Genomic DNA, 15,402 nt, shown 5'->3' on the forward strand with positions numbered 1-15,402 from the left:
AGCGAGCTACTTTTTCTTGCCCTTCTTTTGCAGGCTGCCGTAGGTACCAGCGGCAAACTTCTTTTGGAACTTGTCGATCCGACCGGCCGTGTCAACAAACTTCAATTTGCCGGTGTAAAAAGGATGACAAGCGTTGCAAATGTCGACCTTCAACTCGGGCCGAACGCTGCGTGTCTGAAACGTATTGCCGCAACCGCAACTGACGGTTGTTTCCTGATAATTGGGGTGGATGCCTTCTTTCATGGCGTCTTTCTCATTGGTTCGGGGGGGTGGAACTGGCTTGGTACAGCGCCGCGAAGCTTCGAAGTGTATTCGACCGGAGGCTGACTGGACAAGTGCTAACGTGCCGGATTCGGGTTTCTATCGGGTTTCGCTAGCGATCCGTTGAAGGAATCTGCGTCGGAGCCTGCCGGCTGAGGACGAAAACAGCGACCCGGGGCCTAGCCTGGACGTTTCAAAATTTGGGGTTGTGGCACTGTGGGTCTGAGGAAGTTTATGTCCCTACTGCCGGCGAAGCTGGTGGACTCCAGTGAGCCTCAGGCGCTAGCCGTGGGCCTGAGGCGGATTGTGGTGCCGGCCCACGGCTAGCGCCCGAGGCTCACTTTGATTGCGACAGGTGGAACAAAAACATTGACAAAAATAGCAGTGTCAACACTAATCTTTGAGCAGTCCGGTTCTCACGCCTGTCATCGGGAACCGGACGCTATCGCGCGCCGGCTGATGAATATCCGGGCAAGCACCCCGCCAGCGGCAGGCGTCAGCGTTTGCGGCCGTCAAATGCCGTCGAATGGGTGCCCGGAATCCATCGGGACCGAAAAAAAGCCGGCTTGGGAAAGCCGGCTTCGAGTTGACAGTTGAGCGAGACGCTCAGATCAGGCACAGGCAGGCTGCACACAGGGAGTGAGCCGCAATTGACCCTTGAACTGGCCGGGAACCGACGGCGGATCGCCGGCGACACCGCCGGACTCGGATTGCACACTTTGGAGATCCCACTTCTCTCCATCATATCGCCACGTCGCGACTCCCTCAGGAACCGAACGACTGCCGCTGCTGCCCCCCAAGAACACACTCTGCTGAACGTCCCACATAACTTTTCTCGCTGCTTGCGAAATACGGAATTCCATTGAGCGGACGCCCCGCTCGTTTGCCAGCGTAACGCCCCACCCGACGGTGGTCAAGAAAATCATTCGCTATTGTTTTGCTGCCGATCGCGCCACGCGAAAACCCAGAGAAAAAAACCGAGTTTCTGGATTGAATCCACCCGTCGAGATGGAATCCAGCACGTCTTGCAGATAGGCATTGCATCGAGGTCCACGCACGGCCCGCAGCTTCTGGCCGCTGCCTTGCAAATCAGTACACCACTCGGTGACATTGCCGAGCATGCCGTGCATCCCTGTGGGCAGCGGCTTCTTTACTTTGACCGGCATCACCGACGGCGCAGACTGAAACAGTGTCCATCCGTACTCCTGCACGATTGATGCGTCGTACCCGAACGGCAATCTCGTGACCGCATCGCCACGACACGCGGCTTCCCATTCAGTGGACAGTGGCAGACGATATCCCAACTTCTCTACGTAATCGGGCTTCAAGCTCCAGCCGTGCTCGTCACCGTCGACAGCAACGTAACATTGCTCTTCGTCTCCCAAGCCTTCTTCCAACGTCAACCACTGACAATACTCCACGGCATCAGACCAAGTGACCTGGATCATGGGACAGCGGAGGTCCGGCGCCTGAGACTCCTTGTAGGAATGTCCGGAGCGAAAATCCAAGAACTGTTCCACCGTGACTTCCGTCGAGGATAACTGAAACGCAGAGGATCGTGACTCGAATCGAACCATCGTTTGACCTCGCGAATTGATCGACCACGCCCGAGCGCGGCCTGCTTCCAAATCGGCTACATCCTTTTCCCGCAGCTTGTTGATCGCGGTGTCCACCCAGTCACGGTCGTCGAATTGCTGCAAGAGCCACTCGGCGGCGGAATGGACGTCAGGATCGGCGGAATCTGAAAACACCTGGCGAGCAATCAAACGACCCTGGCTCACCTGCTGATCCTTCACTCGCTCCCGCCCAAGACTGCCCAACGCCAACATCAATCCGCTCTCGACGCCTCGCGGATCGCTGCTCAACTGCGTGGAGGAGAGACGCTCGATGAGCAATCGAGGATCCACCTCCATGACTTTGATGCGATGGATCAAACCGCTACGTGTATTGGGGATCGGATCGTGACGCAGCAACGGCCACACACTGTCGGTCACGCCACGTCGCAACAAGTACGCGGCCGCATTGACCTGTCGATTGGAGACATGCTGCTGTTCCTGCTCGCCCACCTGCGCCGTCGGGCTGTTTCGCAATGCGGAATCCAAAACGGAACGCATTTGACTCAAATCGCTGGTATCGAGCACTTCGACAAACGCGTCGACTTGCTCCACATCAGAATCCAAGAAAATGTCGGCTAATTGAGCGGGTTCCTCCGACCACAGATCAACCAACAGGCTAGCGACCTTTTGACGCTGAGTCGAATCACCCGGCTGCATGAACACCCGCCTCAACTCAGGCGTGATATAGGGAGCAACCTTGGAAATGGACTCAACGATGATCAAGTAGTCCTTGGGATTGCGGATCGTTTGCCGTATCACCTCTTCGGTCACAAACTCACGATGCTCTATCCAACGCTGGGGTGGCCCATCGGCATCGCTTGAATCAGTTTTCGAATCTGTGTCTGAACCAACGCTCGCTGTCCCGACCTGGGGCGGGTCGAACGACATGAGCATCAAGGCGGATCGAAAACGCTCCTCCGACGCTCGTGACGTGTCGTTCAAGACGGACCAGTACTGCTGGACGACATTGGGCAGTCCACGATGCCCGGAAAGTTCGTCGCGGATCAGGGGCAACTCTTTCAACTCGGCTTTCAGCGACTGTGTGGCCACTTCCTTGAACAAACCGTTGTCGCTCGGATTGACCCTCAGTAGTCCCAAACGTCCGTGCAACCCGCCGGCTTCATCGATCGGCAAACGGTCTCGCAATTGAGTCAGCGGCGTTTTGCTCCAGCCCCGCAAGGACTGGAGTTTGTCGATCACACCGGAGACTTGACTGGCCTCCGCAACGCTGAGCTGTTCGGTGATCAATTGCGCACGGCTTCGCCCCCAAAGCTCGTAGCCGCCCCAACCCACGGCGACGATGGCGAACAACGCGACGACCATCCGACGCGAATGCTGTTTCGTAGCCGCAAACATCATCCGGCGTTCTGGATCGCTCCAACGTGACGATTGAGTCAGCGTTTGGAACATCGCCCATTCGCCCCAGGACGGCAAATGCTTTTTGTCCGGCCTCGATTTCCAGACATCCGCACGATCGGCCAACCGCATCGCTGCTCGTCCGCTGAATGTGAGCTGCTGACGATATTGCAACCATTGGCGAACCGCGGGCACCAGATAGTCATGCGTCAATTGGTAGTACCGTTGCCCGGACGCCTTGTCCAAGGGAGCATCCGAATCGGGATCCGTGGGTGTGATCAACCTCAGATCGGTATCCAAAATCGTCAGCAACTTGGCCAACCGCTTTGGCTCCGATTGATAGCCCGATATCTCTCGCAATTCGGACTCTGAACGCATCGCACCCTTGATGTCCGTTCCCGCCTCGGGCAACAGGGACTTCAAGATCGCTTGCGCGGCCAACTCGTGAGAACGATTCTCGGCTGGGGCGCTGGCACCGAGCGATTCTTCCAAGAAACGAATCCCAACGCCTTCGATACCACCGAGTTCTTGCAACGACCGCACGGTCCACTCGCGGCTTTTCATGATTTCCGCAAACGTCACCAACTGCACCGGAATGATTTTGCCCTCGTCGGCCAACCCCTCGATCGCTTGATCCAGGAACTGGTTTTGAGAAAGACTCAAATCGGACAGGTTGTCAGGCAATCGGGAATACCCACGACCGTATTCGGCCAGTACCTTTCGCGCGTGCCGTTTGTCGAACAAATCGACCATGGCCAAGTTGTGGCTGCGAACCAAATCGACTTCCAGTTGATCGACAAAGCGACTGACGCCGATCCAAAAGTCATCACGCACCAACAACAGACACTGCAAATGCTGACCGTCGCATTGACGCAATGCAAGAATCAGGTCAGAGCGTAGGTCGTTGCCGTGAGCGTGCAGCCATTGCTCGAATTGATCAATGACGATCAGCACTTTGCGGCCGACTTGACCATCCAAGCTGCGACGAACCCACGCGAGACTCTCGACCAAATCCAAATCTTTCGGCATCCCAAACACACGCTTGCGCAGCCCGCTGAGCAATTGCAACTCGGTGCGATTGCCGGTCGCCTCCAGCGAGATGACGGTGACATTGGGATCCAGTGTCGGCAACAGGCCCGCGTTGACGAACGACGACTTCCCCGAACCGGAGGAACCGTAGATCACTCCGACACGAAAAGCGGTCAAAGGGTCGTCGGACTCGATCCGTCGACGCCAAAATCGCAAACTATCCGGCAAACCATCGCGATCGCGGGTCCCAGGCAACAACTCGCGAAAGTAGGTGGCATCCTCGTGGTCAAACGACCGCAACCCACGAGGGACGATCCCGACCAACTGATCATGCGACTCGATTTGCGGTCGCGTTCCGGTCGGCACCGAAGTGACGCTGATTGCATCTTCGTCGCCCTGCCTGATGAAATGCTCCAGGTCTTCGACCAAGTCATCAGCGATCAAATATCGATCCGCGGCGCGTTTGGAAAGCAGCCTCAGACAGATCCGTTCCAATTCCTTGGGTATCTTTGGATTGTGCCCACGCAATGGCCGCGGCTCTTGATTGCAAATCAACAACACGACCTCTTGCCAACTATCAGCCATAAACGGCAACTGCCCCGTCAACATCTCGTACATCATGACGCCGACAGAAAACAGGTCCGACCGCCCGTCGACCAAGTGACCTTCGCCCCGTGCTTGCTCTGGACTCATGTAGATGACCGTGCCGATCCGACCGCGATCCTTGCCGTAGCTGTTGTCCCGCAGCGCCAAACCGAAATCGGTGATGAAGCAGTTGCCGGCCTGATCCAACAGCAAGTTGGCGGGTTTGACGTCGCGGTGAACCACGCCCGCCAAATGGATGAATTGCAGAATCTCTGCGATCGTCAACAACATCCTCACGGTGTCATCGACCGACAACGGCGAACGTTTGATACGATCGGCAAGCGTTTCCCCATCGATGAACTTGGAAACCACATAGCAACGATCTTCGATACGATCGAAGTCATAGATCGGTACGACTCCCGGATGGTCCAAACTCGCCAGCGTCCTCGCTTCATCCAAGAATCGCTCGATGTCGACCGGACGGGCCACACGATTCTTGTGCGGCACCTTGATCGCAACTCGCCGATGCAATTGCGTATCTACCGCCAGAAAAACACGCCCAAACCCACCAGCACCCAATTCACGCTCAATGGTGTAGCGTCCCAGCGAAACCGGTTTGTCTGAAACACTGTCAAACACACTGCTACTTTTCTTGTCGTCCGCACTTTCGCTAAGGGAAAAATCACCGGTCACAGCGAATGACGGATCATCTGTCTCATAAACTGCGGTTTGCCCAATCTCCGAAGGCGAAGTTTCTGTCGGTCGGTCTGCCAGCGGGACACCACGCCCAGACGAAACCACCGGCAAGTCTTCGGGCAAAAGAGACTCACTCTGAGAATCCAAGCCATCCTCGTCCAGCGGCTTCTTGTCGTGATCTGCGTCGTGATCTGCTCTGGGCTCATCGTCGCCGATCGGCTGCTCATCAGAAAGGGACATCTTGCTCTTTCGGTATTACCACAACAAAGAAAACTCTGCGAGCGTTCCGCTCTGTTTGCCCCGCTCTGTTTGACACAATCGATTATCGAATCGCCTTGTCGGGCAACTCGGTTCCGATGCCCTCGTCCATCGGCATTTCGTCTTTCTCAATGCCGACGCTCCTCATCGCCTTGACCAAGCGTCCCTGCATCTCTTGCACCACGCTGGCGTGATTCGGATCGTTGATCAAATTGGTGCGCTCGCCGGGGTCGTTCTGCAGATCGTACAACTCGGACAGGTGACGATCCGCGGTCCCGTCCCCGTGTGGATAGCGAATGTATTTCCAACGATCACCTCTGACCGCACGAACGTTAGGTGTGTAGGGAAACTGTTTTTCATAGTTGTAGTGATACAGCCACTCGGTACGCCAACCGCTGGTCTGACCGACCGCCAGCGGCCGAATCGATTGACCGTGGATGCCTTTCATCGGCGCGGCACCGGCGGCATCCAAGATGGTCGGTGCGACGTCCGTCGTCAGCACTTGGCTGGCGATCTTGGACGGTCCCGTCTGTGCCGTCCACGCGGGATAGCGAATGATCATCGGCACGCGAATGCTGGCTTCGTGCGCAGTGCGTTTGTCGACCATTCCATGCTCGCCCTCCAGCAATCCGTTGTCACCCAAAAAGATGAACATCGTGTTGTCCAACTCGCCGGCTGCTTTCAGATCAGCAACCAAGCGACCGACGCTGTCATCGACGGACAGGATGGTTCCCCAGTAGGCGCGCACCATACGCTCAAAGTCGAGCACCGCATCGGCCTTGTCGTTGGGAAACTCCTTGCGCCAATCGAACAACGGCCCGTAAATGCCATGCCAAGTATTCAAACGCTGCGTGATCCACTTCGGCTTGCCCTCCAAATGAAACGCCGAATGCGGATAGTTGATCTCCACGTCGTCAAAAACATGCTCGTACTTCTTTTCGGGAAAGTAAAAACTGTGCGGAGCCTTTTGTCCGATCATCATCATGAACGGTTTTCCCGATGACGCAGCTCGATGCTCCTTCATCCAATCGATCGCCATGTCGGTCACCACCGTGGTGTAGTAACCCTCCACGACGCGACGACCCTGACCGTTGAAATTGAACTCCGTGTCAAAATACTTTCCCTGACCTTTGTGGGTGACGAAGTAATCAAAACCAGGACGGGGCTCGTCGTTTTGCTCGCCCATATGCCACTTGCCGATGTACGCCGTCTTGTATCCGGCGGCCTGCAGACGCAATGGAAAGCTATCCAAATCGGCGGGGTAGTCGGTGAAGTTGTTCGTGACCCCGTGCGCATGGGCGTACAGTCCACTCAAGATGCTGGCGCGAGAGGGTGAACACAAACTGGTGGTGCAGAACATGTTCTCAAAGTACATGCCCTCGGCAGCCAATTGATCGATATGCGGCGTCTTGAGGTGCGGATGCCCGGCACAGGAAAGGGCGTTCCAACGAATGTCGTCACAAAGGACCAAAACCACGTTGGGCTGATCCGCCGCTTGAGCCACCGCACGAACCGTCGGGACCGTCAACGAGAAAACCAGCAGTAGAAATCCGACGAAGGCTTTGGCGCAGGACCAATCAAAGAACTGAGTCATGATGAGCAAGTTTGGGGCAAGCGTGGGCGGGGCAGAGCGGGGTAGGGGGCGACAGGACGTACGCGATCGAATCTGGGATCGGTTCTGAATCCTCCCAAATCAACCGCTGCAACCTGCAACTGCTCCACAGTTTAATGCATGACACGCCCCACCGGTAACGCGATTCCCTAGCCCGGATTATTCATCAGCCGGCACGCGATAGCGTCCGGTTCCCGATTACAGGCGTGAGAACGGGACGCTATCGCGTGGCGGCTAATATTGGACTGCTCAAAGTTTGGTGTTGTGTCTTTTTGGGCTTGCGCAAGTTTATGTCCCTACTGCCGGCGCAGCTGGTGGCCCCCAGTGAGCCTCAGGCGCTAGCCGTGGGCCTGAGGCGGATTGTGGTGCTGGCCCACGGCTAGCGTCTGAGGCTCACTTTGATTGCGATGCATGGAACAAAAACATGGACTGAAAAAAACAATGTCAACCCTAAACTTTGAGCAGTCCAGTGAGCCAGCGTGAATAATCCGGGCTACCGCGCCGCCCAAGCCGCCGGTCGGACGTCGAGCCACTTCATCCCCGCCGCCTCTGCCGCTTGAAATCCCAGCGGCGAGTCCTCGAACACAAGACACCGCTGTGCCGCCACGCCCAATCGACGGGCGGCTTCCAAAAACACATCCGGCTCCGGCTTGTGCCGCTGAGTGTCCTCCGCCGCGACAATCGTTTGAAACAAAGCATCCAAGCCCAAGACATTCAACTGCTTGACCACCACCTCGCGACCACTGCCGCTGGCCACCGCCATCGGCAAACGACCATGGTGGAATCTCGCGATTTCGCATATGTGCTCACAGGGCTGAACTCGGTCGATCATCCCGACAAACGCCGCCTCCTTTTCCAACGCAACTGACACCGCGTCGACACGAACGGATTGCTCCCGCCCCAAGGTTTCGACGATCATTCCGCTGGGCATCCCGCCCATCTGATAGAAACGCTCCTCGGTGAACGTGATCCCATGCTTGGCCAAGGTTTCTCGCCAAGCGACAAAATGCAGCGGCATCGAATCGCTCAATGTCCCATCACAGTCAAAGATCAATGCGTCAAATTCGTTGGTGTAATCCATCATCAATACCGAAGAGCTGGCAGGAACTGTGTCAAGAGAGTATGCGCGTATCAACCGCATCGCGATAGAGAACGTCCAGCTGAGCATGGTCGTGCTACCAAGCGCTAGGCGCGGATTATTCATTAGCCGGTACGCGATACCGTACGGTTCCCGATTACAGGCGTGAGAACCGGACGCTATCGCGTGGCGGCTGATATGCGCAGCCTGCTTTCGTGCCAATCCGCGTAAACCGTTTCGTGCAAACGAATTGCGAAGACTGCAGTGAGCCAGCGTCAATAATCCGGGCTAGGTGGTATCATACGCCCTGAGCCGCTGGCCGTCAGGCCACTGGCTTTACGCACTGAAATGGATGCACGATGCGTGCAAGACCCGGCCGCTCACGCGTCACGGCTCACGGCGTTAGGTAGCGTCGTACGTTTAGACTCATTGAGCGCCAGCCGCTGATGATCAATCCGTGCTCACACCAACTCCGTGCTTGGCCGACCAGCGCGACGCGATGATCGTGTCCAGCACCAACTGGGCCAAATGAAAGATCAACATCGGCAAGACGCTCACGCCACAATCGATCGCGACCTGCAGACCGACCATCAACGTTTTCTGACTGCCCGAGATGCCCACCGCGATCTGCTGCTCGGCCGGCAAACCCAAACGACGCGATACAAAAACGCCGCTTGCCAATGCCGCCAAATGGACGCCCGACGCGACCAACAACATGGGCAACTGCGACCACCAACTGACGCCAGTGGTATGCCCCAAGTACTCCGCGCTGGAAACCGCACCGATCATCACCATCATCAAGATGCCCAGTTGAGCCGCCGATGAGATTGCCAACTTATTGCGGTCCGCCCATCTGCCCACCCATCGCCTCATCATTTGTGCGACGATCAAGGGCAAGACGACCAACAACGCCAGTTTGATCATTTGATCCAGCGGTGAAATCGTCACCTGCTTGGCCAACACCAGGGCAACTCCCAGCGGCACCACCAGCACGCAAGCCACGTTCGTCACCAGCGTTGTCATGATGGCAATGGAGTCGTCACCGCCGGCTTTGCGAGTCCAAACCGACGCCGACGCCAATGTGCACGGGACCAACGCGGCGACGAACAGCCCGCCAAACTCCACCGGGCTGAGCAGCCACCAAAAGGGCAGACACAACAAAGGAACCAAAAAAACATTGGTACCTATTGCCAGCAAACACGGCAGCGGACGTGTCACGCTGCGACGCACCGCGTCCGGCTTGAGCGTCACGCCCATCGCCCACATCACCGCAAAAACAAGCCCGTTTCGCAACGGAGGCCACTTCGCCACCGGCTCCAAGCTCTGCGAGAAACCATGACCGACGGCAAAACACACCACCAGTGCTAGCAAAAACCAATATTTCGCGAGCCATCGAGAGGGGAATGCCATGGGAAACGGTCTACCGACGCACGGGCGAGAGAATCTAGTATCAGGGTCGCGAATCAGGCCAGCCCAAACAGCCAGTCCCGATTGGCACCCCGGATGGATCAGCCCAGATCGTAGCCGAACCCAGAGAGTAACGCACGGATGCATGAGCGAACTGAACGAGCGATAGCTCGGTTGCTGTTCGTTTTCTGCTGCGCGGTCCCCACGTCACTGACGCTACTGGCAATTCTGATCACCTGGACGCCTTGGTACCACGCCAGTCGCCTCGCCGCGATCGCCGAGCATCTCTCTCGCGAAACAGGACTGGTCGTCCAGATCGAAGATTTTCGTCGTGTTTCGCCCAACCGTTGGACGCTGCACCGTGTCGAATTGATCGAACCGGAAACGCTATACCAAGTCGCGATGATTCGCCAAATCGATTGGACGCAAGACGCCGATTCCGTGCGTGTCATGATTCACCAACCGGAGCTTCAGTCCGAACAACTCGGACACGCGTGGTCGATGATTCACGATCGGCTGATCAGTCGTCCGGAGCACACCACGATCCCGATCGAGATCGCCGCCAACGATGTCACGATCGTCAGTCGCACCGGTGACATGCCGCTGCGAGACGTGCAAGCGTGGGTGCAACCCAACGCGACGGGATTGCGTATGAATCTGGAATGCCGATTGGCGGACCAAAGTCCTCGGATGGTGAAGTCGACTTCAACCTCCACAAACACTTCGTTGACCCGTGTCACGCTGGTGCGCGACCGCAGCGGCGAGCGACCAGAGAGCACACTGATTTTAGAAAGCGGCGACAACGACCTGCCTTGCTCGGCCATTGCCGGCTACCTGCCGACCCTACAAGGACTCGGCCCCAACGCGACCTTTCGTGGAGCCCTGGAGTGCCGCATGACGGACACCGGCACATCGATCGTACTCGATGGTTCCCAGTTCAATCAGATCGACTTGAGCTATTGGAGCAAACACTTGCCTTACCCGGTTGTCGGTACCGCCGATCTGCAACTGGCTCGCTGCACCATGCGGCCCGGCGAACCGATCAACGTCGCCGGAACGCTGATCGCTCGTGACGGACTGGTGGGCATCGGGATGCTCGGTTCACTGCAACGCGACTTGGGTTTCGAGATCGACATGAACGCCCTGCCTCCAGACGGTCGGGGCTTGCCCTATCGATTGGCGGCGTTGAAGTTTTCGATGTTGGGCGATTCACAGATTTCACTGCAAGGCATGTGCGACACCCAGTTGGAGTTTCGCGGCGGGCCACCCGGCGTCGCATTGCTGAGAGCCGAAGACGGACAACCGGTGGTGTTCAGCTCGGGCGGCGCGATCAAACCGCATCAGTTGATGGCGACCCTGGGCGCCGACCGACACTACTCACCCTTCTGGTCCGAAATCCTGATGACACCGCCAAGACCGATCGGGATGGAAACACTCGACCCGAACGCCCCGCCTTCGGGACGACTGATCCCTTCGATCGCCACGCAAAAAGAAGACGTGATCAAGCAGCGTTAGATGAGGTTGTTTAAACTTTGGAGTTGACTATGTCCTGCACTGCGTGCTGGCTGATTCGCAGGCGTAAACAAACTTTTCCTTTTGCTCTACCGTGACGGTCACGATCACCGCAATCGCTCACTGACTACTATTTGGGATCGCTGTCGGACAAAATTTCTTGAGGCGTCTTCCATTGAGATCCAGTTAAACGGCCGCCAGGCTTCGCGTATGTGTCGAAGTAAAACTCAAAGAGCGGAGTAAACTGCAAGCGAAAGTCCTTAGATTCGCAATCAAAGAATTCGTTGGGAACCTGTTTTCCAACACGCCAATTGAATACCCAATGATGTTGCTCTTGAGTCAAATCAAACGGACTTCCCGACGCTGCCTTTAACACATGTGGCAATAACTTGCCCGAATCATTCTTTTTCCAAGAGATTTCAGTATTACCAAACAAGTTTGGCATGTTTGGAATCTTGCTCTTATACGTCAATCGAACAGGCATGTAATCGCACGCCTTCGATTGCCACATTTCGATCTCAAAGTCGAGCGTATGATGCTTCGATCGCCATTTGGAATGAATTTCCCCCTGAACAACTCGCTGCGCCTCGATCAGCTCACCTTCACGCAAGAACACCTGTTCAATCCAACCGAATTGCTCCATTGGATTCTGAAGAAACATTGGGTGAAGCACTAAATCATCGAATGCATCAAAATTGACAGCGCTCAATGCGTTTTTCTTCACGAATTCTCGCGTAGAAATATCCTTCTCTTTCATCATATATCCGCGAGCTGATGCAGCGCCATTTCGACCCTCAGTTTTCCCACCGCACGTGAATAGTTCGGTCCAAGTCTGAAATTCAAACGGTTGATTAGATTCTCCAATGCCAATTACGCGACCGTGTGCCGAATACTCAAGATCCTTTGCAGACGACCTTGCTTTCAATCGGTAGATCCTAAATATTCTAACAGGAGGCCGCCCTTTTACCTTGTCACTGTAGAACACCTGTGACTCGCCTTGGACCATCAGCGCGTACCGCTTCAATACCTCATCTCTGGCAACCGTCATATCTGCAAGTCCTTGGTAAACGATATCATGGGCGGACTCCTTTTCCTGAGCGGTGCCTTCACCAGACCATGAAATCGACAACAAGAACGCCAGTGAGCAGAAAAATCGCATGCGCTCGCTCCACGCTTAGATTGAATACAAAAATAAAACTCGTTAACGTGCCAGCGACTGCTAAACAGGTACAGTATCCGAACAGCCAAACAAAAACTTTTCTGTCGGCGCTATTCAATGCACCTGACGCTTTTTCCATAATGGAAGATAATACACCGACGTCCTGCGAATACTCAAACCAATCTCCCCGAGCTCGAACAAACATCGTCAGGCGAATATCCTTGACGCTCACAGGGCGATTGCGCCACACTGGGTAATTTGCGAAGATGAGCGAAGATTCGTGTTTGGGTCGCTGAGATGCAGTGGCTGGGCGAATCGACTCGCTCAGGATTGGCTTGATGGAACGCTCTGCTTCACTGATTGAAAAACTTAATACCGTTTCCGATCCACGACCGGGCGAGCCGATTTATCCGCTTGTCAATATTCTCTTTATGACGATCTGTGCGGTGACAGGGCGATTGCACGGCGATTTACCGACTGAAAACGACCTTTTCCATGTAGTCATCGTCCCACCCGGCGGTGAGCCGCCTGTTCTTGACTCCACACTTCGCAGTTTTCTCTTGCTTGAGCAAGCTTAAGGCCGTCCGTCTAAGCGTGCTGAAGTTCTCGTCACCATGACCTTTGCGAATGCGACATTGGTCTTCGCCAAACGTCACGTCCAACTGCCAATGACAGCTGTTCTCGATGCCCCAGTGGTTACGCACAGCACAGGCAAACGATTCTCCTTCAAGTGTTTTGCTGAGTATGTAATAACGCACTGCGATCTCGTCGCCCTTTCGACGTTCCGTGTTGTTGATCGACATACCGATGGCACTGAGATTTTTCCAACGACTGGCGTCTGGAAGATCGCTGGGAACCTTGCACAAGTAGTAGCTACGCTCATCCACACGTCCGTGATCGGTCTCCTTCGTGTGATGTTCAAACACCTCGATTCGGGCAAAGTCATCCTCAAGATGATCCAAGAAGAAGGCCTTGATTCCCTCGTGAAGTGTCGGTTGGTTCCCTTTCACTGCCAAGCAATAGTCCGCACCTTCGTCAACGATCTTTGCAGCGATCTCTGTTTGGCAGCCCATTGCATCAATCGTTACCAAACCTCCGGAAACGTCGATGATTTCCAGCAATTTAGGAATCGCTGTGATCTCGTTGCTCTTCGCATCGACCACCGTTTGTCCAAGGCTGATGTGGTTAGCCGTCGCCCATGCACTGACCATGTGGATGGCAGCTTTGCCGGTCGCAGTGTCGTAGCTTCTGCGAAGAGTCTTGCCGTCGATCGCAATGACTTGGCCATCGGTGATCTTGTGAAGCTGAGTGATCCATTCGAGCAGCATCGGTTCAAACTCTTCAGGTTTGACCGCATTGAGGATGGCGTTGAAACGATCGTGCGATGGAACTCCTGCGGTCATATCCAGGAACTTGGAGAACCATTCTTTCTTTGTGTTGGCAAACTTAGCGATCGCAACGAAATCATCCGCACCAGCGATCACCGCACAGATCGTCATAAAGAGAATATTGACAAGCGGATAAATCGGCTCGCCCGGTCGTGGATCGGAAACGGTATTAAGTTTTTCAATCAGTGAAGCAGAGCGTTCCATCAAGCCAATCCTGAGCGAGTCGATTCGCCCAGCCACTGCATCTCAGCGACCCAAACACGAATCTTCGCTCATCTTCGCAAATTACCCAGTGTGGCGCAATCGCCCTGTGTGCGGTGATCGCTGGTGCGGATGATTTCGTTGCGATCGCTAAGTTTGCCAACACAAAGAAAGAATGGTTCTCCAAGTTCCTGGATATGACCGCAGGAGTTCCATCGCACGATCGTTTCAACGCCATCCTCAATGCGGTCAAACCTGAAGAGTTTGAACCGATGCTGCTCGAATGGATCACTCAGCTTCACAAGATCACCGATGGCCAAGTCATTGCGATCGACGGCAAGACTCTTCGCAGAAGCTACGACACTGCGACCGGCAAAGCTGCCATCCACATGGTCAGTGCATGGGCGACGGCTAACCACATCAGCCTTGGACAAACGGTGGTCGATGCGAAGAGCAACGAGATCACAGCGATTCCTAAATTGCTGGAAATCATCGACGTTTCCGGAGGTTTGGTAACGATTGATGCAATGGGCTGCCAAACAGAGATCGCTGCAAAGATCGTTGACGAAGGTGCGGACTATTGCTTGGCAGTGAAAGGGAACCAACCGACACTTCACGAGGGAATCAAGGCCTTCTTCTTGGATCATCTTGAGGATGACTTTGCCCGAATCGAGGTGTTTGAACATCACACGAAGGAGACCGATCACGGACGTGTGGATGAGCGTAGCTACTACTTGTGCAAGGTTCCCAGCGATCTTCCAGACGCCAGTCGTTGGAAAAATCTCAGTGCCATCGGTATGTCGATCAACAACACGGAACGTCGAAAGGGCGACGAGATCGCAGTGCGTTATTACATACTCAGCAAAACACTTGAAGGAGAATCGTTTGCCTGTGCTGTGCGTAACCACTGGGGCATCGAGAACAGCTGTCATTGGCAGTTGGACGTGACGTTTGGCGAAGACCAATGTCGCATTCGCAAAGGTCATGGTGACGAGAACTTCAGCACGCTTAGACGGACGGCCTTAAGCTTGCTCAAGCAAGAGAAAACTGCGAAGTGTGGAGTCAAGAACAGGCGGCTCACCGCCGGGTGGGACGATGACTACATGGAAAAGGTCGTTTTCAGTCGGTAAATCGCCGTGCAATCGCCCTGTTGACGCTCACTGGAGGAAGGCAGCCTGCACCATTTACAAACTATTGGGCAGTACCCAACGCATTTTCTTTCCGTCTACTGCCCGATACTCCTA

Annotated in this window: 10 protein-coding genes; 2 read left to right on the plus strand and 8 right to left on the minus strand. The window is 55.2% G+C overall.

Going from position 1 to position 15,402, the window contains the following annotated elements:
- Positions 1-6 precede the first annotated feature (6 nt).
- The 6 genes from rpmE to Pla52nx_RS27795 form a co-directional block, all read right to left on the minus strand.
- Positions 7-243 carry a 50S ribosomal protein L31 gene (gene rpmE / locus Pla52nx_RS27770; RefSeq protein ID WP_146522213.1) on the minus strand — a complete coding sequence of 79 codons (237 nt, stop codon included), beginning with the start codon at positions 241-243 and terminating at the stop codon, positions 7-9.
- A gap of 629 nt (positions 244-872) precedes the next feature.
- Positions 873-1,187, minus strand: coding sequence for a hypothetical protein (locus Pla52nx_RS27775; protein WP_146522214.1), 315 nt, complete (start codon positions 1,185-1,187; stop codon positions 873-875).
- 3 nt (positions 1,188-1,190) lie between these two features.
- Positions 1,191-5,783, minus strand: coding sequence for a bifunctional serine/threonine-protein kinase/formylglycine-generating enzyme family protein (locus Pla52nx_RS27780; protein ID WP_146522215.1), 4,593 nt, complete (start codon positions 5,781-5,783; stop codon positions 1,191-1,193).
- Between the two features lie 82 nt (positions 5,784-5,865).
- On the minus strand, positions 5,866-7,395 hold the full coding sequence (locus tag Pla52nx_RS27785; RefSeq protein ID WP_146522216.1) for a sulfatase family protein: 1,530 nt from the start codon (positions 7,393-7,395) through the stop codon (positions 5,866-5,868).
- A 511-nt stretch (positions 7,396-7,906) separates the two neighbouring features.
- A complete protein-coding gene (locus Pla52nx_RS27790) occupies positions 7,907-8,494 on the minus strand; it encodes an HAD-IA family hydrolase (protein ID WP_146522263.1) in 588 nt (195 codons plus the stop codon).
- A gap of 447 nt (positions 8,495-8,941) precedes the next feature.
- Complete coding sequence (locus Pla52nx_RS27795) at positions 8,942-9,901, minus strand: bile acid:sodium symporter family protein (protein WP_146522217.1); 960 nt, start codon at positions 9,899-9,901, stop codon at positions 8,942-8,944.
- Positions 9,902-10,039: 138 nt separating this feature from the next.
- Here Pla52nx_RS27795 and Pla52nx_RS27800 point away from each other — a divergent pair, with 138 nt between their 5' ends.
- Complete coding sequence (locus Pla52nx_RS27800; RefSeq protein ID WP_146522218.1) at positions 10,040-11,413, plus strand: hypothetical protein; 1,374 nt, start codon at positions 10,040-10,042, stop codon at positions 11,411-11,413.
- Between the two features lie 127 nt (positions 11,414-11,540).
- Here the strand turns inward: Pla52nx_RS27800 and Pla52nx_RS27805 are convergent, their stop codons facing one another.
- Together Pla52nx_RS27805 and Pla52nx_RS27810 are read right to left on the minus strand one after the other, a co-directional pair.
- Positions 11,541-12,569, minus strand: a complete 1,029-nt coding sequence (locus Pla52nx_RS27805; protein ID WP_146522219.1) for a hypothetical protein — start codon at positions 12,567-12,569, stop codon at positions 11,541-11,543.
- A 470-nt stretch (positions 12,570-13,039) separates the two neighbouring features.
- Entirely contained in the window at positions 13,040-14,161 is a 1,122-nt protein-coding gene (locus tag Pla52nx_RS27810) for an ISAs1 family transposase (protein ID WP_342190214.1), read from the minus strand.
- A 35-nt stretch (positions 14,162-14,196) separates the two neighbouring features.
- On the opposite strand from Pla52nx_RS27810, the gene Pla52nx_RS27815 reads away from it, so the two are divergent.
- A complete protein-coding gene (locus Pla52nx_RS27815; RefSeq protein ID WP_425289855.1) occupies positions 14,197-15,288 on the plus strand; it encodes an ISAs1 family transposase in 1,092 nt (363 codons plus the stop codon).
- Positions 15,289-15,402: the final 114 nt, after the last annotated feature.

It is taken from the genome of Stieleria varia, from assembly GCF_038443385.1.
Lineage (GTDB): Bacteria > Planctomycetota > Planctomycetia > Pirellulales > Pirellulaceae > Stieleria > Stieleria varia.